The sequence below is a fragment of the Streptomyces sp. NPDC048275 genome, from assembly GCF_040652275.1.
Classification (GTDB): Bacteria; Actinomycetota; Actinomycetes; order Streptomycetales; family Streptomycetaceae; genus Streptomyces.
The window spans coordinates 1-22,087 of record NZ_JBEZLR010000121.1 but is presented as its reverse complement, the minus strand read 5'-3'; the positions used below and the strand labels follow the sequence as shown (position 1 = coordinate 22,087).

The window sequence follows — 22,087 nt, the reverse complement described above, 5'->3', positions numbered from 1 at the left end:
CCATGAGACCCATGAGACCACTGACGATCCTCTTCGCGCCGGAAAGCGCATACGGTCCGACCAACAACTGCGTCGGCATCGGCGACGTACTACGCCGCCGAGGTCACCGTGTGGTGTTCGCGGCCGAGGCGTCCTGGAAGGGCAGGCTCACCACGCTCGGCTTCGAGGAGGATCTGGTCGACCTGGCCCCGCCGCCCGAAAAGCCCCAGGAGGCGGGCCAGTTCTGGAAGGACTTCATAAGGGACACCGCCCCCGAGTTCAGGAAGCCGACGATCGAGCAGCTGGGCACTTTGGTCAGGCCGGTCTGGGAGGAGCTGGTATCCGGCGCCCGGTACTGCGAACCTCAGCTCAAGGAGATCATCGACCGGGTCCGGCCGGACGTGATCGTCGAGGACAACGTCGTCTGCCTCCCCGCGCTGACCACGGCGGGCGTCCCCCTCGTGCGGATCGTCTCCTGCAACCCGCTGGAGGTGAAGGGCGAGCACGTTCCCCCACCTTTCTCCGGGTACGCGGCCGACGACAGCGCACGTTGGGCCGAGTTCCGTGCCGAGTACGACCGTACACATCGCGACGTATGGGCCGCGTTCAACGCATGGGTGGTGGAACAGGGTGCACGGCCGCTCCCGGATCTGGAGTTCATCCACGAGGGTGATCTGAACCTGTACGTCTACCCGGAGATCGCCGACTACACCGAAGCCCGCCCTCTGGGTCCCACCTGGCACCGGCTGGACTCCTCGGTGCGGGAGACCGACGAGGAGTTCACCCTGCCCGCACAGCTGGCCGACCCCCCGGGCGGCATGGACGACGGCGCACTGATCTACTTCAGCCTCGGCTCGCTCGGTTCCGCCGACGTCGACCTCATGCGCAGGGTCATCGCCTCGCTGGCGCGCACCCCGCACCGCTACATCGTCTCCAAGGGGCCCCTGCACGACGAGATCGAGCTCCCGCCCACCATGTGGGGTGCGGAGTTCCTCCCGCAGACGCGGATCCTCCCGCTGGTCGACCTCGTCATCACACACGGCGGCAACAACACGACCACCGAGTGCCTCCACTTCGGCAAGCCCATGATCGTGCTCCCGCTGTTCTGGGACCAGTACGACAACGCCCAGCGGATCGCCGAGCTGGGCTACGGCGTCCGGCTTGATCCGTACCGTTTCACCGACGGTCAACTGCACGCTGCCCTCGCGGAGTTACTCGGTGACACGCGTCTGCGGCGCACCCTGACGGAAGCCTCCGAGACCATCCGGGCCCGCGACGGGCTGCGTACCGCCGCGGACCTCATCGAGCAGCGTGGCCGCGGGCTCCACCAGGCAGGCGTCGGTGAGTTCAGGCCGCCCACGTGAGGCGGGTCGGCATGCCGAGCGCAACAACGAGCGCCCGCCGCGTCCGGCGCGGAACTCGTCGACTGACATCCCTTGCTCCCTGGTGGAACGGATGGACAGAGGTGCCGAACATGAAGCAGTCCCTACGGCTCGGCGTCAGTGCCGCCGTCCTCGCCGCCCTCGCGGCGCTCTCCGCCTGCGGAGGCGGGTCCTCCTCGTCGTCCTCCAACGGCGACTCAAGCGGCCGGGCCACGCTCGACCTCGCCATTCCCTCGGCCGTGATCGCTCCCAAGGAAGAAGTCGCCACCTACGCGGTGGGTGACGCCGAAGGCTACTTCTCCGAGGAGAAGCTGAAGGTCGACGTGATCAACACCGACGGCTCGGTCGCCGCGGTCCAGGCCGTCGCCTCGGGCAGCGCCGACATCACGCCGGCCGACGCGGGAGCCATCCTCGCCGCGCGGGAGAAGGGCGTCCCGGTCAAGGCCATCGGCGGCCTGGTGCGGAACTGGCCGTGGCGCATGGCGGTCCAGCCGGACAGCGAGATCAAGACCCCTGCCGACCTCAAGGGCAAGAAGATCGGTGTCATCAGCCTCGCCTCCGGCTCGGCCATCTACGCCCGCGCGTACGCGGGTGACGCCGGCCTGGACGTGGCCAAGGACATCGAGCTGCTGCCGGTCGGTGTGGGCGCGCAGGCCCTGTCCGCCCTGGAGAACGGCAAAGTGGATGTACTCGCGCTGTACACGCAGGCGTACACCACGATCGAGAACACCGGCACGGAGTTCCGCTATCTGGACAACTCCGATGCCTTCGAGGGCATCCGTTCCCTGACCTTCGCGGTGACCGAGAAGACCTTGAAGGAGAAGAAGGACGCGCTGACGCGCTACTTGCGCGCTTCGTACAAGGCACTGCTCTTCTCCTCCGTCAACCCCGAGGCTGCCATGCGTGACGGCTACCGGGCCTTCCCGCAGCTGCTGACCGGCAAGAAGGCCGACGACCGCATCGGCGACGACACCAAGACCCTCCAGGCGTGGATCAAGACTGCCGTCCCCGCCACCGGTGAGCCCGAGAGCTTCAAGGACTGGGGCGCGATCAGCGACGAGGAGTGGAACAAGACGGTCGCCTACACCAAGACGTCCGGCCAGATCACCAAGGACGTCCCTCTCCCAGAGCTGTGGGACGGCGGCCTGCTCAAGGGCGCGAACGGCTTCGACTCCGCGGCTGTGATCGAGAAGGCGAAGGCTGCCGAGTAGCGACCGGGACGCACCACCAGGAAGGCAGGGAGGCCGTTATGGCGATGAGGACTCTGGGCCGCCGCCGCCAGAGCGCGCGGGGCCGGGGCGCGGTCCCCGCGCCCGACGTGGACGAAGGCCACTGGATCGAAATCGACGGGCTGCACAAGACCTACCGGCCGCGCAGGTCCGAGCCGACCCACGCGCTGTCGGACATCACCTTCACGGTGCGGCGCGGTGAGTTCCTCTCGGTCGTCGGCCCCTCGGGGTGCGGCAAGACCACGCTGCTGAAGATCCTCGCCGGGCTCGTCCCCAAGAGCGAGGGCGCGGTCCGTGTCGCGGGCCGCGACGTGGCAGGGCCGCTGCCCGAGGTGGGCATGGTCTTCCAGGCGGCCACCCTCCTGCCATGGCGGACCGTTCTGCAGAACGTGATGGTGCCCGTGGAGGTGCAGAAGCTCGACGCCCGTGTGTACCGGGAGCGGGCCGAGAGGCTGCTGGCGATGGTCGGCCTCGAAGGCTTCGAGGACACATACCCCCATGAGCTGAGTGGCGGGATGCAGCAGCGCGCCGGAATCTGCCGGGCCCTGGTGCACGACCCGGCCGTGCTGCTGATGGACGAGCCCTTCGGCGCGCTCGACGCCATGACGCGCGAGTACATGAACGTCGAACTGCTGCGGATCTGGCGGGAGAGCGGCCAGACCATCGTGTTCGTCACCCACTCCATCCCGGAGGCGGTTTTCCTCTCCGACCGGGTGCTGGTCCTCAGTCCCCGGCCCGGCCGTATCGCCGAGATCGTCGACATCAAGCTGGAACGCCCGCGTGCACTCAGCGCCATGGCCTCGGACCGGGCCGGAGTCCATGTCGAGCGGATCCGCAGCCACTTCAACGCCACCGGCGTGATCGGCTGATGAGGTCCCCCATCACCATGGCCAGGACCAACAAGACCAACAAAACCACCAAGACCACCAAGACCAAGGCGGGCGCCGGAAGTCAGGGGGCCACGAGCGCCGCCTCGGCCAAGTCGCCGACCGGGCACGGCAAGTGGCCCCGCGTGGACCTGCGGGAGCGCCCCGAGCTGCTGCTCGTTCCCGCCGTCTTCGTGATCGTGGTGCTGGCGTGGGAGTTCGCGGTCCCCGCCTTCGGGGTCGACGACTACGTGCTGCCCCGTCCCTCCCAGATCTTCGACGCCCTGCGGACACAGCTGTCCGACCCGTTGTTCTGGGGCCATCTGAAGATCACGGTGCTGGAGTCGCTGTACGGTTTTCTCCTCGGCGTGGGTGCGGCGCTGGTGCTGGGTACCGCGATCTCGCAGGTGCGGCTGATCGAGCGGACCTTCATGCCGTACATCGTCGCCTTCCAGACGGTGCCCAAGGTGGCCCTCGCGCCGCTGTTCGTCGTGTGGTTCGGCTTCGGCATGACGAGCAAGGTCGTCATGGCGGCGGTGATCTCGTTCTTCCCGATGCTGGTCAACGTGATCGAGGGGCTGCGCTCGGCGGATGCCGACCGGATCCAGATGCTCACGGTGTTCGGCGCCGGCAAGTTCGAGGTCTTCAAGATGGTGCGGCTGCCGAGCGCCCTCCCCTTCATCTTCGCCGGTCTCGACATCGGCATCGTCTTCTCGATCCTCGGCGCCGTCGTCGGCGAGTTCATCGGGGCGAAGGAGGGCCTGGGATACCTCCTGCTGCAGACCAACTACAACTTCGACATCGCCGGGATGTTCGCCGTGTTGGTGGTGCTCTCCGTACTGGGGCTCATCGCCCACTTCATCATCCGTTTCGCCCAGAAGCGCTTCACCTTCTGGTCCGAGGACAGCCGGGTGACCGGGGCATGAGCGCGGATCCGAACCGTTTTGACGGCAGGCACGTGACGGAGCTCAAGACACTGACAGGAGGCCACCGTGACGGAGTACGACCTGGTGCTGAAGAACGCCCGTGTTGTCACCCACGACCATGATGACGCCCGGCCCGCGGACATCGCGGTCAGCGGCGGGCGGATCATCGCCGTGGCCCCCGGCATCGCCACGCAAGGCGCCCGTCGGGTGGTCGACGCCGGTGGCAAGCTGGCGTTCCCCGGCGTCGTCGACGCCCACCAGCACTGGGGGATCTACAACCCGCCGGCCGAGGACGCGGCCACCGAGAGTCGCGCGAGCGCGCAGGGCGGGGTCACCAGCGCCCTGACCTACATGCGGACCGGACGGTATTACCTCAACAAGGGCGGCGCGTACGTCGACTTCTTCCCCGAGGTGCTGGACGCCGCCGCCGGCCGCGCCCATATCGACTACGGCTTCCACCTCGCGCCGATATCGCGCGGTCACATCGACGAGATCCCCGACCTGATCGAGCGGTTCGGCGTCACCTCGTTCAAGGTCTTCATGTTCTACGGCAGCCATGGCCTGCACGGCAGGTCCGCCGACCAGAACGCGTTCCTGATGATCCCCGAGGACGAGCGGTACGACTACGCGCACTTCGAGTTCGTCATGCGCGGAGTGCAGGCCGCACGTGAGCGGTTCCCCGACCTCGCCGAACAGATCTCGCTGTCCCTGCACTGCGAGACCGCCGAGATCATGACCGCGTACACCAAGCTGGTCGAGGAGGCGGGCGAGCTGACCGGGCTCGCCGCCTACAGCGCCTCCCGGCCGCAGCACTCCGAGGGGCTCGCGGTCTCCATCGCCTCCTACCTGGCGCACGAGACCGGGCTGCCGACCATCAACCTGCTGCACCTGTCGTCCCGCAAGGCGGTCGACGCGGCCGTGCGGATGAGCCGGGCGTTCCCGCACATCGACTTCCGCCGCGAGGTCACCGTCGGGCACCTGCTCGCCGACATCACCACCGCGCACGGCCTCGGCGGCAAGGTCAACCCGCCGCTGCGGCCCCGCGACGACGTCGAGGCGCTCTGGGAGTACGTGCTCGACGGCACCGTCGACTGGGTCGTCAGCGACCACGCGTGCTGCCGTGAGGAGTTGAAGTTCGGTGAGCCCAGGGATGATGTCTTCCTCGCCAGGGCCGGATTCGGCGGCGCCGAGTACCTCCTCCCCGGCCTGATCACCGAGGGGACGAAGCGCGGCCTGCCCTTGGGGAGGATCGCCGCGCTGACCTCCTGGAACCCCGCCCAGCGCTACGGGCTGCGCTCCAAGGGCACCCTCGCACCCGGCTTCGACGCCGACATCGCCCTGGTCGACCCGGGCCGCACCTGGACCGTGCACGCCGCGGAGTCGCAGTCGACGCAGGAGTACACCCCGTTCGAAGGCTTCGAGATGACCGCCCAGGTCACCGACACCTTCTTGAGAGGCAACCACATCCTGCGGGCGGGCAAGGCCGTCGGCGAACCCCTCGGCGCCTACCTGCACCGCCCGACCCGCGACGCCTGGCCGGCGGCGCCCCGCACGCTGCGGTGACCGAGTCGCGGCCCGCCCCAGCCACCGCCTACCAGCGCAAGGGACGACAAGGAGGCCGTCGAGGCAATCGGGCCTGGGTTGATCCGTATCCATCGACCGAGGATCGGAACCTGAGGATGCCGACAGCCATCCGAGCCGGGGCGCCCCGCTCTTGTTCGCTACCAGGTCCCAGTCGCCGTCTACCAGCGTCCAGTTCGCCAACAGCTCCTCTGGCGACCACTCTTGCCGCACGCCCGCCCCTTTGGCCCCGATCACTCGATCAGACCAACGACGGCGCCAAGGCGAGGGAAACGGGCTTGTCCGGCTACCCGCGACCTACTTTGCGGCTGGTGTCTGGGCTAGGGCTCCGGGGCCGTAACTGTCTGACCAGGTGGAAGACCTCCCGGGCCGCATAGCGCTTGAGGCAACGGACGATTTCGCGACGGGTCTTACCCTCTTTGATCCGGCGCTCGTAGTAGTCCTGGGTACGCGGGTCGACCCGCAGGCGGGTGAACACGATGCGGTGGAGCGCGGCGTTGGCCTGCCGGTCGCCGCCACGGTTGAGGCGACTGAACTGCCGGCGCCCCGATGAACGCTCGACAGGGCTGACCCCGCACAGCGCGGCGAACGACGCCTCGCCGTCCAGACGTTCCGGGTTGTCCCCCACCGTGATCAGCAGAGCGACCGCCGTGTCCGGACCGATCCCGACCACGTCGAGAAGCTGCGGGGCATGCCGTTCCACAAGCCGGGTCAGACGAGCCTCGACGTCCCGGATCTCCTCGGAGAGCCGGCCGATCCGTTGAGCCAGCAGGCCCAGCGTGATCCGGGTGGCCTGCACCACCGACTCCGCGCCGACCTCCTCGCGACCACGCGCATCGTTGAACTGTACGCAGGTACGGAAGAGTTCGGCATGGGCCTTCCACCTTGATCGTGGACACCTCGACACTGGATCTTGAGTCCAGGGAGAGGAGTCCCGGGTGGGGACCTTCCCGCAGTCGAGGACAAGCCGGAGCCAGAAAGAGCTGGGAATCGGCCGGGCTCTGCCCGACTCCCCGGGGCTGTTCGACGCACCTGCGGGATGACCGCATACCGCTTCAAGAGCAGCCTCGTCAGCGGGCGGAGGTCTTGCCAAAGTTCTTCGAGCCGTTCCTTTAGCGCTACACCGAGCACCGACGTGTCCGGCCGCCAGTTGCGCATGGGACAGCGACGTGTCGGGTCCGGGCCCAGTCGCCCGGCTGCAGCGTTACGGTCGGGGCTTGTTTGCGAACACCCACCGGTTACCCGCCAGGGCGTCGTTCTGCTCGGGCAGCGGGCCGCGTCCGTGCTGGCGGGTGAAGTCGAAGGGGGTGTGGACCGATGTGGACCAGCCCTTGCTCGCCAGGTCACCTGCAGAGTCGGGCCGCGGCTCCTTGTCGAACAGGTTGAGTAGGTCGATGCCGATTTGTTGTGTCGTCGAGGTGTAGAGCGGGCTGTCGCGGTATTCCAGCAAGTCCTTGTCGAGCTTGACCTCGAACGCCAGAGCACTTCCTTCCGTGCTCAACCGGTCCACCATGTCAATGAGGTTCGTCTCGGCGACGGTCGGCAGGTAGAACAGCAACCCCTCGGCCAGCCAGACGCTCGGTGCGGTCGTGTCGAAGCCGGCGTCGGCGAGTGCTCCGACCCAGTCGGCGCGGAGATCGATCGGGATGGGTACGCGCGCTGCCTTCGGGGTGGCCGACAGTCCGTCGAGCACCTCGTGCTTGAACTCCAGCACTCCTTCCCTGTCGATCTCGAAGATCACGCACCCGGGAGGCCAGTCGAGCCGGAAAGCCCGCGCATCCAACCCCGCCCCGAGCAGCACCACTTGGCGGGCGCTTCCCGTGTGCACCGACCGGAGAAGAAAGTCGTCGAGGACCCTCGTCCGCAGACCGAAGTAACGCGCGAACCGTCCCCACAGGGGGTTCGCGTCCCCGTCCGGGACCTGTTGCATGCGGACCGGCCAGCCGGCGGACGCCGGTGCGGCGCGCACGAAGTGCTCCGCATAGACGTCCCGTGCCAGGGTGTCGTGGCGGTGGGTCTCGATCGCCCGTGCCGCGGCGACCATGAGAGCGGTCACCCCTATACCTCCTTCCACGCCTTCCACGCCGGTGTTGTGATGCGTTGTGCCGACCACGTTTCCTCCGTTGGCGAATTGGGACCACGAACAGCGAGGGTTGCGACTGACGGATCGAGGGTGGACACGCGACAACACCGCTCAGGGCTCCATGTTCCCGAGGGGCGCCCGATGGCGCACAGACCTGCGGCCACCCGGTTCCTCAGTTGGGCCGGCCCAGCACGGGGCAGGTCGCCGCGCGGGCCGGCCACAGCGAAGCGGCGTCCAGAGGTGTTTCGTCAGGTAGCGGCCAATCAGATGACGGTGGATGAGGGCCGATCGACAGGCAAGGGACGTTGAATGCCTCACTCATCGGTTCCAACCCTCCGGAATCACGACGGGTTTGACCACGCCGCCCGCTTCGCAGTCGCCTTCGGCCTCATTGATGTCGGCGAGCGGATACGTACGGATCAGCTCGTCGAACGGAAACCGCCCGGCCTGCCACAGCCCGGTCAGCCGCGGAATCAGCAGGCCCGGTACCGCATCCCCCTCGCAGATGTGGGAGATTCTCCTGCCTCGGTCCAGCGCCCCCGGTTCGAGCGGCAGCGTGGTGTGGAGCCGTGCCACCAGCCCGAGGTGGCCGGTCGGGCGCAGAGCCCGGAGCGCGTCGTTGATCAGCTGGGCGGAGGCCGTGGTGTCCAGCGCGTAGTGCGCGCCGCCGTCGGTCAGTCGCCGGATGCGGCCGGGCAGGTCGGGTGTTGCAGCGTGCAGCGGGGTCGCGCCGAATCGTTCGGCGAGGACCAGCCGTTCGGGGTGCCGGTCGACGGCCAGGGGCACCGCTCCGGAGGCGGTGGCCGCCATCACTGCGGCCAGGCCCACCGCTCCTGCGCCGAAGACCGCGAGGGTGTCACCCGGCCCGGCGGCGAAGGAGTTGAAGACCGCCCCGGCGCCGGTGAGGAACCCGCAGCCGAGCGGTCCGAGCAGCTCGATGGGCAGCGAGGGGTCGACCCGCACGGCGTTGCGGGCCGGGACCACCGCGTACTCGGCGAACGAGGACTGGCCGAACCACCGGGGGGCCAGTTCGTCCCCGGCCACGTCGGTGAATCGCGCGGCATTCTCCTTGCGCCCGCCAAAGAGGTTGAGCGAGGCGAAGGAGTCGCAGTAGGCGGGGGCAGCGTCCAAACAGTTCCGGCAGTGGCCGCAGGAGTCGAAGCTCAGTACGACGTGGTCGCCGTTGCTCAGGCCGGTGTGCGGGCCGCCCGTCTCCGCCACGACCCCGGCACCTTCGTGGCCGAGCACCGCCGGCAGCGGTGAGCGGCCTGCCGAACGCCGGACCGCGAGATCGGTCCGGCACATCCCGCAGCCTGCGATCTTGACCAGGATCTCGCCGTCGGCCGGTCCCGTGTTCAGGAGCACCTCCTCGACGGCGAATCGGCTCTCGTACGAACGCAGTACCGCCGCGTTGAACCTCATCGTCACGCCTCCTGCGGACGGTGCACGACGAACGGTCTGAGGTTGCCGTAGAGCCCCCATGAACCGCCCGCGACACCGACACCGCTCTCCTTGGAGCCCGCGAAAGGCTGGGCGAGGGACAGTTCGGCGTGGTGGTTGATCCATGCCGTTCCGCACTCCAGCCGGTCGGCCACCTCCTCGGCCCGGTCGAGGTCGGTCCCCCATACCGAGCCTCCCAGCCCGAAACCAGTGTCGTTGGCCGCCTCGACAGCTTCGTCGACGCTCCCGTACGGCAGCACCGGCAGGACTGGCCCGAACTGCTCCTCCGTCACCACCGGGCTGTCGACCGGGACATCAGCCAGGATCGTCGGGGCGAAGAAGTAGCCCGGTCGGTCCAGCCGACAGCCCCCGGCCACGGCTCGGGCGCCGTCTGCCAGGGCCTGCGCCGTGTAGTCCTCGACCCGGGCCAGTTGGGCGGCGTTGTTGACCGGTCCCAGTTGCGTTCCCGGGGCGAGACCGGCTCCGACGACGGCGGTCTTCGCGCGTTGTGCGAGGGCCTCGACCACGGGCGAGTAGAGCCGAGCCGGGGCGTAGACGCGCTTGACCGCCATGCAGACCTGGCCGCAGTTGCGGAACGCCGCCCAGAACAGCCGGTCCGCGATCCGCTCCACATCCACGTCCTCCAGCAGGATGGCCGCGTCGTTGCCGCCCAATTCCAGGGTGACGCGGGCGAGTGAGGCCGCTGCCCCCTCCGCGACGGCCCGTCCGGTGGGAATCGAACCGGTGAAGGTCACGTGGCGGATCCCCGGATGAGATGCGAGGCGGGCGCCAAGGGGTTCGTGACCGGTGACGATCGTCAGTACGTCCTCGGGAAGGGCGGTGGCAATAACGGATCCCAGCAGCCGTGTGGCGAGGGGTGTGTAGGGGGAGGGCTTGAGCACCATCGTGTTGCCCGCGGCGAGCGCGGGCGCGAACTTCGCGGACGCGAGCTGGAGGGGGAAGTTCCACGGGATGATCGCGGCGACGGGCCCGAGCGGGCGCCAGCGGATCTCGCTGCGTACCGGCCGGCCGTCCATGATGGGCTGGGACTGTGGGGCCAGCTCGGCAAAGTAGCGCAGGCGGGCCGCCGTGCGGGCGATCTCCTTGTACGACTCGGCCAGGGGTTTGCCCTGTTCACGGGTGAGCAAGGGGGCGATGTCCGCCCCGGCCGCCTCCACGGCGTCGGCTGCCTCGAGTAATGCGATGGTGCGGGCGCCGGGGTCGGCCCGCCAGTTGCGCCATGCCTCGTGGGCCCGGCCGACGACGGCGTCCAGCTCGTCCGGCTGCTGGTCGGGAGCCTCGTCGAAGGTCTCGCCGGTTGCCGGATCGAGGACGGCGAAGCGCTTGCCGGGGATCACGGGCACGTGCCGGGGCTGATGCGTGGCCATGCCGGCGGTCAGCTCGCGGCGGTTACGGCAGCCGTGTGTTCTCGGGCGTGCCGGTCCATCTCCGCCCGGAAGGCGGCAACCAACTGCGGCTGGATCCTTCCGGTGTTGCGGTCGCCCCTCTCGCAGACCGCCCCGCGCACACCCACGATGTCCGTGCCGATGCGGGTCAGTGCACCGAGGTCTCCCACCTTCACGCTGCCCGCAAGGGCGGCGAGCAGATCGGCTTCGTGGGCCCGCCGCACGAACTCCGCGCAGACCTCAGGCGGAACGTGGTCGAACAGCCGTGTCCCGTCCTTGACCGCGGTGTCGAGCATGGCCGCGTCGGAGCCGGAGCGCAGGGCGATGTCGGGCAGTGCGAGCGGGTTGACACAGCCGATCCGGTGGGCGTCGGCGTAGCCCGAGGCGACGACGAAGGCGTCCGGCCGATGTTCCTTCACTGCCCGGACGACCCCTCGCATGACATCGACAGCCTGGTCGGGTGTCGTGCATCCGTAGAGGCCGACCTTGATGTACGTGGCTCCGGAGACAGCCGCACCAAGTGCCGCCTGGGCCACTGTGCCGGGTTTGTACGGCACGTCTCCCACGGTGGCGGACACCGGCTTGTCCGCCGGGACCGCGTCGCGGATCTCCCTGATGACCCACGGGAAGTTCGCGCCGAGCGAGCCCTCATCGGGCTTCTTGACATCCACGATGTCGAGATGCTCCGCCGCCTTCGCGCAGTCGAGGGCCTCCTCGACGCTGTTCGGGGAGATGAGAAGTAACAACGTGGGCTCCTTCCCCGCATATCCACCTGGCCAGGAGGCGGGGGTGCGGAGTCGCTTGGATTTCTTGCGGTCTGCTCATCATTGAGGGCGGCCCGTGACCACCGGTAGGGCGTGCAGAGACCGAACGGGGTGCTGCCGGTCTACCCAGTGCGCCGTGCGCGCCGGTTCCAACCAGCTCCCGTCCGATCCGCAGAGGGGGCTCGATGTGTGGAGCACGGCGCACGGCTGGGTCGCGCACGTGCAGGTGGTCTCCAGCGGCTCGGCCGACGACATGGGCAAGGCCGCGGCCGCCATCGAGGAGGCGTGGGACGGGACGCCGACTGGGCGGCGAATAGGCCGGTTCATGCCGGATCGGCGCCATCTCCACTCTTTCTGTTGACAAGCCAGCCCTCCCCGGGACACCGGATTCCGCAGCCCGCATAGTGACAGCGCGACGGCCATGCGACCGGCCCGCCGCAGACACGGCTTCCCCCGCCCCGCGCGGTGTTTCGCCGCACCTGTCGGCGGCTCACCGGTACGCCACCGTGCCGTCGCGCACCGTACGGCGCGGCGGGCACGCACGGCCGTCCCATCTCCTCGCCTGACGAAAGGTAAGAGCCCATGCGCAGTGAAGCGGTCAACCGTGTGAAACTCGTTTTCACCCTGTTCGACGCCGACGGCAACGGGGTCCTGGAATCCGACGACTTCAATCTGATGACCAGCCGGGTTGCCGCGGCCGTGCCCGGAGCCGACGAGGCACGGAAGCAGGCCATGCAAGCCGGCTTCAGGCGCTACTGGAACACGCTGGCCGGCGAACTCGATACGCATCACGACGGCCAGATCACTTACGACGAGTACCAGGCATGCGTCCTGTCGCCGGAGCGCTTCAGCGGGGCGATCGACGAGTTCGCGGCCGGCTTCGCACGCCTCGGTGACCTGGACGGCAGCGGTACCGTCACACGACCGGTGTTCACCGGCATGCTGAGAGGGGTCGGCTTCGACCTGCCGAACATCCAAGCCCTCTTCGAGGCCCTCGGGCCCGATGATGCCGACCGGGTCGGGGTGGATGTCTGGGAAGCCGAGATCAAGAACTTCTACGCCCCTGACAAGGGCGGCATCCCTGCAGACCTGCTGGCACCATCTCCGGCAGCCTGATCCAGCCCGGCCCAGCGGCTCGCTCCGTAGGGGGCGAGCCACCGGGCTCCCGGATCATCACTGCGAGCAGGGAGACCGTGGGGCTGGCCATGCTGAGCCGTCGGGATCTGACGGACGGCGAGTGGGCGGTGCTGGAGCCGCTGCTGCCGGTGAGCAACAACCGGTGCGGCCGGTGGCGCGATCACCGGCAGGTGATCGGTTTGTTGCACGCAGAGGTGCCATGAAGACTTCACTGAGGTTCCCTGACGGGCATGCCAGTTCGTCGGTCGGCCGGTCGGCAGATGGAAGGTCGCTTCGTGATGGCAATCGTTGATCGACCAGGTCTACGCGATGCACTGATCGCGTAGACGGCGCCGAGTGAGGCGGCCAGGGTGCCGAGGAGGAGCCGGAGGAAGGTCTCGGGCATGCGCGGTTGGAGGCGGGCTCCGAGGTAGCCGCCGATGAGGCCGCCGAGGCCACAGGCCCGGGGCCGAGGAACCAGTCGGGGGCAAGGCTGCCCTGAGGGAATATGGCAGGGAGAGGCGCACAAGCTCAGCTGCCGGGCGTTACAGTGCCGGGGACTAGTCAAAGTCTCCAGGGGAAAGGGCAATGGTCCGTGACGCTCACGACCGTCGGCCAGCATTTCCTCGACCACGGCAGCTATCCCCCCGACAAATCTCGTACCACAGGTACCGCTCCCGTGCAGAAAGCTGCAACGCAGCCGACAGCCGCCTCCGTCAGGCAGAAAGCTGGCAACCAGGTAGTCACGACGACACCGCCACAGCCATCGAGCCCCAACTCCGGACCTCGACAAGGGAAGAAGACAGTCACGGAGCAGCTCCTGGAAGAGCTTGCGGAGGCGGGCGGCCGGATCGTCAAACGGGAAGCCAGCGGCCGGGAGACCGAGAAATGGCCGGTCCGTGTCGTCGCTGCCCGGAGATCGGGGAAGATCCCAAAGACCAAAGAGCTGCACGGAGGCTGGTGCCGTGACGGCTATGAAATCCGACTCGTCGACACGCCCGCCTGGCGCTTGGCCACGCTGACACCCATTCCGGTACCGGCACGACTCGTGCAGCCGCATCCAGTCGTCAAAGCCCTGCAGGGTCTCTCTCGTCCCATGGGGCTGACCAAGTCCGTGCGAAACCGGGCTTTCCGACTCATCCATGCCCTGCTCACCGCAACACAGAAGGCGGGGCACACCGCCGCAATCGGTAAACCGAATACAGCACCACCATCGCATCGTCGGCGAAGCGGCCCACCTCACTTCACCATTACGGCGCAGGGCCAGACATGCGAACTCCGCGTCCTGCAGGAACAGGACCGCGTCGAGCACGTCCCCACGCAGAAGGAACTCGCGGATGCGCAGAAGCACTCCTGGGTCAGGATCCCTCGCCACGACTACTCCTCCGCTGACCGTCTCCGAATCTGTGTCAGTGGTGGCCTGCCGCACCGGGCCGGCAAGTGGGCCGACACGGCCGCACGCCCTCTTGAGGACCAGCTTGCCGAGATCGCGCAGGAGGTCGGCCTTCGCGGACAGGCAGCCGAACACAAGCGACTGGCTGACTTGGAGGAAGCACACCAGAAGCGCCTGCGATGGGAAGCCGCGAAGCGTCAGGCCACAAGGGAATACGCAGAGACATACCGTGTCCGCCACCTCGAAGCACAGCACGCGGCGTGGAGGCGCGCAGCGGGCCTCGTCGAGTACGTCGGGGCACTCCGACTTCATGCAGAGGGTCTGCCGCCCGGGCCGGCCAGGGAGGAAGCCGAGGCATGGATCGCGTGGGCCGAGAGCCACGTGCAACGCCTGAATCCGCTCAACGGTTCACCGTTGCTACCGGAAATCCCCGAGCCTCGCACCGAGGACCTCCAGCCGTTCATACACGGCTGGAGCCCCTACGGACCCACCTATTGAGCACCCACTCCGCCAGACTCTCGGTGTCGGCGACGGGTGATCAGCCGCCGCCGAGACGAGATACCGAAGCCGAGAGACACGGCCCCGTGGACCGTGCCTCTCCTGCGTTCGCGTCTCACAGCCCCTATGAGCGGGGTCCTGACTGTAACTGTCTGACCAGGTGGAAGACCTCCCGGGCCGCATAGCGCTTGAGGCAACGGACGATTTCGCGTCGGGTCTTGCCCTCCTTGATCCGGCGCTCGTAGTAGTCCTGAGTGCGCGGGTCGACCCGCAGGCGGGTGAACACGATGCGAAGTAGCGCAGCATTGGCCTGCCGGTCGCCGCTGCGGTTGAGGCGACGGTACTGCCGGCGTCCCGAGGAACGCTCGACGGGACTGACCCCGCACAGCGCGGCGAAGGACGTCTCACTGTCCAGGCGTTCCGGGTTGTCCCCCACCGTGACCAGCAAGGCGACGGCCGTGTCCGGACCGATCCCCACCACGTCAAGCAGCTGCGGGGCATGACATTTCACGAGGCGGGCCAGACGAGCGTCCACATTGCGGATCTGCTCGGAGAGCTGGCCGATCCGGTGAGCCAGCAGACCCAGCGTGATCCGAGTGGCCTGCAGCACCGATTACTCACCGTCCTCCTCGTGACCGCTCACGCGAGCGAACCGCGCACAGATCCGGAAGAGTTCCGCATTGCCCAGTTGGGCCAGCTCTTCCCGCAAGGCGGGGTCAGCAGTAATGAGGACGGCCTTGAGCTGATTGACGGCCTGGGTGCGGGCTTTGACCACCGACCCCTTGGCCAGCTTGTACGTCCTGGCGATCTGCACCGGTCCGTCGCCCGATTTGCCCCGGGCACGGGCCCGCCCGCTCAACACGGCTCGCGCTGCGTTCTGGGCATCGAGCGGATCCGATTTGCCGCGCCGACGGCGATCTGCCCGGTCCATCCGATTCACGTCAAACACGTCCACGCCCTGGTCCAGCAGATAGCGCGACAAGGACGCCCCAAAGGAGCCGGTCCCCTCCACCCCGGCCCGCCCCACCACACCCAACTTCCTGGCCCACTTCAGCAGATCCCGGTATCCAGCCGCGGTGGCCGGGAACTCGTCAGTGGCAAGCACTGTACCCATCAACGAGAGCACCGCAGCCACATGAGCATCCCGGTGCGTGTCCACTCCCAGCACCACCTCCCCCGCAGGGCGACGACGGGCCCTCGGAGCGAGCGACGTACTGGGCACGGTCGAACTGGACATGCCCCTTCCCCTTCCGGTCCTGTGGCGTGTTGCGTTGCCGGCACCGAGCCGCGTCAGGCCGTCAGAATCGTGAGGACGCCACAACAATCGGCAGGCCCCTATCGGGACACACCCCGCCAGCCCGGCACCGACAACGCACCATCCCCGGCCAACAGCCGACACTGTGACACCAGGACACTTCGGTCAGAGAAATCATGAGTCAGACCCCAGACCCAGGACAGCACTCACCCATCCTCCCGCCCGTCACAGCGTCCCCACCCAGAAATACTGAGCATGCTCAGTTTCCGCTCTCGGGACATCCTCGATATGACTCCGGCCGATCGCTACGCAGCGCAGAGGCCGACATCTTCGTTCAGGTTGCTTCACGACCGGCGCGGCTTGTCGACGGCTGTGTGCGCCACGGGGCAGGGCACCAACGTGCTGGCGTTCGGGTTGATCTGCAGTGGGTGGCCGAGCGGCGCCGCCCGCTGTGGGCACTCGAGGCGTTCGCCGACGCGGCAGCCCATCCCGATGGGGGTGGCGGCCGTGCGGCCGAGGTCGGGGCCGTCGGAGTAGAAGAGCCGGTGGGCGTGGCGGATCTCGTAGAAGGAGTCCGGCCAGACCGACTTCTACCAGCAGTCCGACTGGGTGCTGACCTATTCGCTATGCGAAGACCCCTGCCATTACAAGAAGTCGGGATAGCGGTCGGGCCAGATGCTTCAGACGATCTACTCCGCCTTCGAGCGACTCCTCGTCGCCGAGGGCGACTGGCGCCGTGTGCGCATTGAACTGCACGAGCCTGAGCCCGAGGAGCAGTCCACGGCTGTCCTCGCCATCGCTGACTACAAGAAGGACTTGGGGCTCGCCGAGTAACAGGCGTGGGGTGGCCTGAAGGAGCCACCCCACGAAGTCGCCTACTGTGCCTGCCGCTTCACGTACGCGACTGCGGTCATGCCAGCAGAGAAGACGAACGGCACGACGGCACCGCCGGAAGCAACAGCGGTGAGGGGGACTGTCCGAGAGCGGCAAAGCCGACCCCGGTGGTAAGCCCAACAATGATGGAGATCAAGGCGACAACGACCACGTGGTACACGCGGTGGTCGCAGGTAGAAGTGGTTGCGGACAAGGAAGGCCCTCCCAGGCATCGTCAGAGCGCCGTCACGGAACCAGGGCAGGAATCAACCCGCCGCCGGATCTGAGTCACGACGTCGCCGCCCAACGGGCGTCGCCATAGGAGAGCGCCGGCCAGGCGCCCCTATAGGGACTCTGCCGCCGCGCCGTGATAGTCGGCCATCTGCACCGATGCACCTTGCCTTTCAAGGGTCTCGTTAACCACGTACATAGTGGCCAACGCCACTGCCATCCTCACGAGTTGGCAGGATCCATCTGGGGCCGGCGGGCTTACCCGTGTCGGGCCGCACCGGCATGCGCGAGGTGCCCCAGGCAGAACTTCAGCGTTCCAGCAAGGCGAAGGCGACGGGCCGGTGAATTGGCCAGGTAGTCGTTCACGCGCCCCCAATCCCTACGGTCTCTGGGAAGAAGTTCGTACCAGGCAAGGCCACGAGCATTGCACCCGCTACACAGCAGGCCGCGGACGCACGCTCCGCATATGGACCAAGCGGCGTCCGACGGCTCACAGCATGCGTGATCATGGTCGATGTGCCAGTACGAGGAGCTTCCGTCACGGTCGGGCCCGCGCCCGCACAACGCGCATACTCCACCCTGAAGCTCCAGGATGGCCCTCACATCGCCTGCCGTCAGGTTGTATCGGCGACCTTGCCGGGCTATCCGACTACAGCTCAGGCAGTGCCCTGTGCGTCGACCTTCTCCCCTGTATTTGATGGTGACGCCGCATCCCTCGCAGTCGTGCAAAGTGTCGCGTGTCAGCTGGACTCCGTAGTGACCTGGCATTCCTCGACGGTAGCGGGCGGCACTGACATCGCTCCGACCATGTCAGCGCAGATTCCCCTCGGCCGCGTACAGAGAGCCCGCGGCCGTCTCGCGCGACAAGTCGCGCAACACCATGACCCTGATGCCGTCTCTCGTGAACGTGCAGGTCGTGACCGACCCGGCCGGGCGGGTGCTGTGGATCTCGCCGGCCATGCCAGGCCGGTGCCACGACCTGACCGCGGCCCGCACCCACCGGATCACCCGGATCTACGAACGCCAGGGCGTGCCCGACCTGGCCGACCGCGCCTACCAGGGCGCCGGCCCCTGGGTCACCACCGGGCGCAGACCGCCGCCCGGCGGGCAGTTGACCCCCACACAGCAAACGACCCACCGGACGCTGGCCTCCTCCCGGGCACCCCTCGAACGGGGCATGGCACTGCTGAAGTCCGGGCGGATCTTCCGAAGATCCCGGATCTGCCCCAACCGCATGACGTCAGTCGCCAAGGCCGTCCTCACCCTGGAGAGGCAACGCTGAAAATGCTCAGTACGCGACAGAACCCCCGGCTGGAGCGAGCCAACGGGGGTTCTGCATCGCCCTCTTCTGTCACACGCCGATCACGAACACCATCGACGCACCGGGACCACAAAGCCCCCACCTGCACAAACAGCATCGCCCTGGACCACGTGGACGTCCGAAGACGGTTCTGACTACTTGTGCCATGTGGGACCGTCATAGCTCACGACAGATGGCCACCACCGCACGCGGCCACGGCGAGCGGATTATCGCTCTACGCCAGCAGCGTGCGGATTTTCGGCGTACAGGGCGGCATCGGCCGATGGCCATGTCACACCAGAGCGCGAGCGGATGCAGTAGGTGGCACCCCCCATTTTTTTTCCCGCTCCGACCGCTGCGTGGCGCCGCGGGCGGCCACCCAGTCCGAGGGACCGCATCGGTCAAGATCCGGACCATTTCCGGGCCAGCGATCCTGCCAAAGTCTCGACGGGCGCTTTTTGCGCTGGTCAGCGATGCACTACCTCTGTACCACCAGCAGACCAAGAAGTCCGTGTACTGGGCGCGGATCCGGTATTTGGGTTCTGCCATGGAGACCCGGGGGGGCGCCGCCGCGCTCGTCCGAGGTACAGATGTGACGACATCTCCGGCAGCCGTCCGGCTGAACCGCGGCCGCCCGCCGGACCGAGCGACAACCTACGGTGGCGCACCTGGCGCCAAGGGAGGCAGTACATGATCGACGTCGTCTTCGGAGTTGACGTTGGCACCTCCAGCACCAAGGGCGTGGTGGTGGACGCTGCCGGCCGCATCCTGGGTGAGGCCGTACGCAGTCACGTGGTCGACCGTCCCCGGCCGGGGCACGTCGAGATGGACGCACATGTGTGGTGGGACGAGTTCGTCTCGCTCGCGGCCGAGTTGCTCGATCGCGACGACGTCACCGTCCGCGCCGTCGGAGTCAGCGGCATGGGCCCGTGCACCCTTCTGGTCGATGACGCGGGAGAGCCGGTGCGTCCGGCGGTGCTGTACGGGGTGGACACCCGCGCCGAGGAACAGATCGCCCGGCTGAACCGGGAGTTGGGGTCGGACACCGTCTTCCGCAGGTGCGGTTCGGCGCTGTCGTCCCAGGCCGTCGGGCCGAAACTCGCCTGGATCAGCGAGCGGGAGCCCGGGGTGTGGGCACGCGCCCGCCGCCTCCTCATGCCTGCCTCGTGGCTCGCCCACCGGCTGACCGGCGCCTACGTGCTGGACCTGCATTCCGCCAGCCAGTGCACCCCGCTGTTCGACATCCACGAGCAGCGCTGGATCCCCGAGTGGGCCGAGCACATCGCACCCGGCATCGAACTCCCCCCGCTGCGCTGGCCGGGCGAGGAGGCCGGCCGGGTGAGCACGCCAGTCGCGGGCGTCCCGGCCGGGACGCCGGTCATCGTGGGGACGATCGACGCCTGGAGCGAGGCCATCAGCGTCGGCGGCCACGGCGTCGGCGACCTGATGCTGATGTACGGCACCACGATGTTCCTGGTGAACACCGTCGACCGGCTCGTGACCAGCCCGTCGATGTGGTCCACGGTCGGCGCCCTGCCCGGCACCCGTTGCCTGGCCGGCGGTATGGCCACCTCCGGAGCCGTCACCGACTGGCTCGGGCACCTCTTCGGCGACGTCGACCTCGGCGTGCTGTTCGACGAGGCGGCCGCCTCGCCCCCGGGTGCGAACGGCCTGGCGATGCTGCCGTACTTCGCCGGGGAACGGACACCCGTCATGGACCCCGACGCCCGGGGCGTGATCGCGGGCCTGACGCTGGGTCACACCCGGGCCGACCTGATGCGGGCGGCGCTGGAGGCCACCGCCTACGGTGTCCGGCACAACGTCGAGACGATGCTCGCGGCCGGCGCCGACATCCGGCGGATCGTGGCGGTCGGCGGCGGCACCCGGGGCGGACTGTGGCCTCAGATCGTCAGCGATGTCACCGGCCTCGAACAGATCGTCGCCCGCACGACCATCGGTGCCAGCTACGGTGCCGCCTTCCTCGCCGCCGGGCTGATCGGCCGACCGGACATCGCGGCCTGGAATCCGGCGGAATCGGTGGTCCGGCCCGATCCCGCCACCGCGGGTGTCTACGACCGCCGGTTCACCCAGTACCGGGTCCTGTACGAGAGCACCACCGCGGTCACCCACGCCCTGGCCCATGACCAGAACACCGGCCGTGAAGTAGATACCCCGTGACGTCGCCCTACGCCCTGCCCGCCCCGTTCCGTGTCCGGTCCTGAAGCCGGACGACGATTACCACACGCCGAACCACCGCTGAGCGCCGCACTCCTCGAACCGCTCCACCTCTGTGAACTCCGGCTTCACCGCGAGGCGCACCGAGGGGTCGTTGACGGTCTAGGTGCACAGCACCACCGGCCCGTCGGGAGGCGCGGCGAACCAGTCCAGTGCAGCTGTGCACGCCTCGGCGGCGTACCCGCGCCCCCACGCCTCCGGCAGGAACATGTAGCCGAGCTCGGCCTCCCCGGCTCCCGGAACCTCTCCCCGCAACTGCCGTCCACGGTTTTCCCGCCGGCGCGGGGGAACCGACCTCGCTCAACACTCTGCGGTTCTCGCTCCACGGCCTCCAGCCCGCTCCAAGATGGTCAGTCGCACCAATTGCGGCAGGTGATGAAGCGACCTGTCGCCAAGTCCCTTCGCCTCAGCTCACCTCGTCGGGACTGGCCTCCGCAATCGCTGACACAGGCGGCGATCAAGATCCGGGCCATGCTCGGGCCAGGGCCGACACACCGCTCCCTCAACCGCATTCGTGCTGCTCAGAGGCGCGCAGACCATGTATCACCAGCAGACGAAGCATCTGCTGGCCGCTCCGAGAGCTACCGCTTGCGGTCACCGCGTGCACTCGGAAGAGCTCGCAGCATGCGCCCCCACGGTTCCGCCGGTGAGGGTCGCGGATTCGGGCCGGCGTCGATGGCAACCGCACCAGGCATCGCTCCCACGCGCTCGCCGGTTCTGATCGGAAGTGCCACATCTTCGTCGACACAGTACGCAAAGATGATCAACGGCGTGCTCTTTGATACCTCGGGGTAGCTAGTGCATCTGAGTCGCGTCTCGGTGAGCGGTCTGCGCGCAAGCGTCGAGGGCCCGATGGTCTGCGATCTGCCCGGACGGTTCAGCGTGCTGATCGGAGCGAACGGCACAGGGAAGACCACTCTCACTGACGCGCTCTACTTGGCCCACCCGGGCAGCCGATTTCCGAGCTTGCCGCGTTTCGGCTCGGCCGCACTCGCTTCCGGGAACAGGGATCTTCGGACAAGCATGCGCGAGCCCCGCTTACCGGCTTGAAGAACCTGCGGGCGAGATCACAGGTCGCGCGCGACCAGCTGGTCCCCGGCCAGACGTGCCACCAGGCCAAGGGCAAGGAGTGGGGCACCGTCGAGGTCAGGCTGGAGGAGAACGAGCGAGTTCGGACGGTACGGCAGGGCTGTCCCCAGGCACTTAGCCCTCTCTCCCCCGCTCGCGCACACAAGGACGGCCGGACAAGGCCAGACTCAGCGTGCGCACGGACGCCACCCGAACACCCGACTACTCGTCAGTAGAGTCAGCAAAGGGTCAGCAAGCGTCTGATCAGACCTGATCACAGACGCCATCACTTGCAAGTCGCGTTCCGGCCCCAGTCGCTCACCACGAGACGCGACCGTCCCCCTAGGGCCTGTCCGGCGGATCATGTCGCAGACGCGGGGCTTGGCACGCCCATCTGCGGCGTTGTCGTCGGTCAACGACTCCCCCACTCTCGACTTCGCTCGAGCGGGGGGACCCCCATCG

Annotated in this window: 18 protein-coding genes and 5 pseudogenes; 12 read left to right on the top strand and 11 right to left on the bottom strand. The window is 67.9% G+C overall.

The window, feature by feature from the left end; translation table 11 throughout:
* Window positions 1-11: 11 nt before the first annotated feature.
* From AB0D57_RS41545 to AB0D57_RS41525, 5 genes are all read left to right on the top strand, one after another.
* Window positions 12-1,343: a glycosyltransferase gene (locus AB0D57_RS41545; protein ID WP_362086251.1), complete on the top strand. Its 1,332-nt coding sequence runs from the start codon at window positions 12-14 to the stop codon at window positions 1,341-1,343.
* Between the two features lie 110 nt (window positions 1,344-1,453).
* A complete protein-coding gene (locus tag AB0D57_RS41540; protein ID WP_362086247.1) occupies window positions 1,454-2,572 on the top strand; it encodes an ABC transporter substrate-binding protein in 1,119 nt (372 codons plus the stop codon).
* Between the two features lie 38 nt (window positions 2,573-2,610).
* Window positions 2,611-3,459, top strand: coding sequence for an ABC transporter ATP-binding protein (locus AB0D57_RS41535; protein WP_362086244.1), 849 nt, complete (start codon window positions 2,611-2,613; stop codon window positions 3,457-3,459).
* Window positions 3,459-4,382 (top strand): ABC transporter permease, encoded by a 924-nt coding sequence (locus AB0D57_RS41530; protein ID WP_362086241.1) that lies wholly within the window; start codon window positions 3,459-3,461, stop codon window positions 4,380-4,382. Before AB0D57_RS41535 ends, AB0D57_RS41530 begins: the two co-directional genes overlap by 1 nt.
* A gap of 66 nt (window positions 4,383-4,448) precedes the next feature.
* On the top strand, window positions 4,449-5,945 hold the full coding sequence (locus AB0D57_RS41525; protein ID WP_362086238.1) for a dihydroorotase family protein: 1,497 nt from the start codon (window positions 4,449-4,451) through the stop codon (window positions 5,943-5,945).
* 304 nt (window positions 5,946-6,249) lie between these two features.
* Here AB0D57_RS41525 and AB0D57_RS41520 read toward each other — a convergent pair whose 3' ends face one another.
* From AB0D57_RS41520 to AB0D57_RS41500, 5 genes are all read right to left on the bottom strand, one after another.
* Entirely contained in the window at window positions 6,250-6,762 is a 513-nt protein-coding gene (locus AB0D57_RS41520; RefSeq protein ID WP_362086235.1) for a transposase, read from the bottom strand.
* 405 nt (window positions 6,763-7,167) lie between these two features.
* The gene (locus tag AB0D57_RS41515) at window positions 7,168-8,076 is read right to left on the bottom strand and encodes a class I SAM-dependent methyltransferase (protein WP_067382186.1); all 909 of its coding nucleotides are present in this window, start codon (window positions 8,074-8,076) and stop codon (window positions 7,168-7,170) included.
* A 288-nt stretch (window positions 8,077-8,364) separates the two neighbouring features.
* A complete protein-coding gene (locus AB0D57_RS41510; protein WP_362086230.1) occupies window positions 8,365-9,468 on the bottom strand; it encodes an NAD(P)-dependent alcohol dehydrogenase in 1,104 nt (367 codons plus the stop codon).
* Between the two features lie 2 nt (window positions 9,469-9,470).
* A complete protein-coding gene (locus AB0D57_RS41505; protein ID WP_362086227.1) occupies window positions 9,471-10,874 on the bottom strand; it encodes an aldehyde dehydrogenase family protein in 1,404 nt (467 codons plus the stop codon).
* Window positions 10,875-10,882: 8 nt separating this feature from the next.
* Window positions 10,883-11,638: a (5-formylfuran-3-yl)methyl phosphate synthase gene (locus tag AB0D57_RS41500; RefSeq protein ID WP_362086224.1), complete on the bottom strand. Its 756-nt coding sequence runs from the start codon at window positions 11,636-11,638 to the stop codon at window positions 10,883-10,885.
* A 154-nt stretch (window positions 11,639-11,792) separates the two neighbouring features.
* Between AB0D57_RS41500 and AB0D57_RS41495 the strand changes: the two genes are divergently transcribed.
* From AB0D57_RS41495 to AB0D57_RS41485, 3 genes and pseudogenes are all read left to right on the top strand, one after another.
* Window positions 11,793-12,017 (top strand): hypothetical protein, encoded by a 225-nt coding sequence (locus AB0D57_RS41495; protein WP_362086221.1) that lies wholly within the window; start codon window positions 11,793-11,795, stop codon window positions 12,015-12,017.
* Between the two features lie 221 nt (window positions 12,018-12,238).
* Complete coding sequence (locus tag AB0D57_RS41490; protein ID WP_362086218.1) at window positions 12,239-12,772, top strand: calcium-binding protein; 534 nt, start codon at window positions 12,239-12,241, stop codon at window positions 12,770-12,772.
* 92 nt (window positions 12,773-12,864) lie between these two features.
* Window positions 12,865-12,978 (top strand): annotated as a pseudogene (locus AB0D57_RS41485) (IS5/IS1182 family transposase); the annotation flags it as partial.
* 119 nt (window positions 12,979-13,097) lie between these two features.
* Here AB0D57_RS41485 and AB0D57_RS41480 read toward each other — a convergent pair.
* Window positions 13,098-13,270: pseudogene (locus tag AB0D57_RS41480) on the bottom strand (sulfite exporter TauE/SafE family protein); the annotation flags it as partial.
* Between the two features lie 97 nt (window positions 13,271-13,367).
* On the opposite strand from AB0D57_RS41480, the gene AB0D57_RS41475 reads away from it, so the two are divergent.
* Window positions 13,368-14,663, top strand: coding sequence for a hypothetical protein (locus AB0D57_RS41475; RefSeq protein ID WP_362086215.1), 1,296 nt, complete (start codon window positions 13,368-13,370; stop codon window positions 14,661-14,663).
* A 124-nt stretch (window positions 14,664-14,787) separates the two neighbouring features.
* Here the strand turns inward: AB0D57_RS41475 and AB0D57_RS41470 are convergent, their stop codons facing one another.
* The 3 genes and pseudogenes from AB0D57_RS41470 to AB0D57_RS41460 form a co-directional block, all read right to left on the bottom strand.
* Window positions 14,788-15,273 (bottom strand): transposase, encoded by a 486-nt coding sequence (locus AB0D57_RS41470; RefSeq protein WP_362086212.1) that lies wholly within the window; start codon window positions 15,271-15,273, stop codon window positions 14,788-14,790.
* A 3-nt stretch (window positions 15,274-15,276) separates the two neighbouring features.
* Window positions 15,277-15,900 (bottom strand): transposase, encoded by a 624-nt coding sequence (locus AB0D57_RS41465; RefSeq protein ID WP_362086209.1) that lies wholly within the window; start codon window positions 15,898-15,900, stop codon window positions 15,277-15,279.
* Window positions 15,901-16,262: 362 nt separating this feature from the next.
* A pseudogene (locus AB0D57_RS41460) lies at window positions 16,263-16,481 on the bottom strand (short-chain fatty acyl-CoA regulator family protein); the annotation flags it as partial.
* Window positions 16,482-16,593: 112 nt separating this feature from the next.
* Here AB0D57_RS41460 and AB0D57_RS41455 point away from each other — a divergent pair.
* On the top strand, window positions 16,594-16,752 hold the full coding sequence (locus AB0D57_RS41455) for a hypothetical protein (protein WP_362086206.1): 159 nt from the start codon (window positions 16,594-16,596) through the stop codon (window positions 16,750-16,752).
* Between the two features lie 528 nt (window positions 16,753-17,280).
* Here the strand turns inward: AB0D57_RS41455 and AB0D57_RS41450 are convergent.
* Window positions 17,281-17,790 (bottom strand): endonuclease domain-containing protein, encoded by a 510-nt coding sequence (locus tag AB0D57_RS41450; RefSeq protein ID WP_362086203.1) that lies wholly within the window; start codon window positions 17,788-17,790, stop codon window positions 17,281-17,283.
* Between the two features lie 133 nt (window positions 17,791-17,923).
* Between AB0D57_RS41450 and AB0D57_RS41445 the strand changes: the two are divergent.
* Window positions 17,924-18,304: pseudogene (locus tag AB0D57_RS41445) on the top strand (transposase family protein); the annotation flags it as partial.
* A 708-nt stretch (window positions 18,305-19,012) separates the two neighbouring features.
* On the top strand, window positions 19,013-20,500 hold the full coding sequence (locus tag AB0D57_RS41440) for an FGGY-family carbohydrate kinase (protein WP_362086200.1): 1,488 nt from the start codon (window positions 19,013-19,015) through the stop codon (window positions 20,498-20,500).
* A 57-nt stretch (window positions 20,501-20,557) separates the two neighbouring features.
* Here the strand turns inward: AB0D57_RS41440 and AB0D57_RS41435 are convergent.
* A pseudogene (locus AB0D57_RS41435) lies at window positions 20,558-20,797 on the bottom strand (GNAT family N-acetyltransferase); the annotation flags it as partial.
* Between the last annotated feature and the right edge of the window lie 1,290 nt (window positions 20,798-22,087).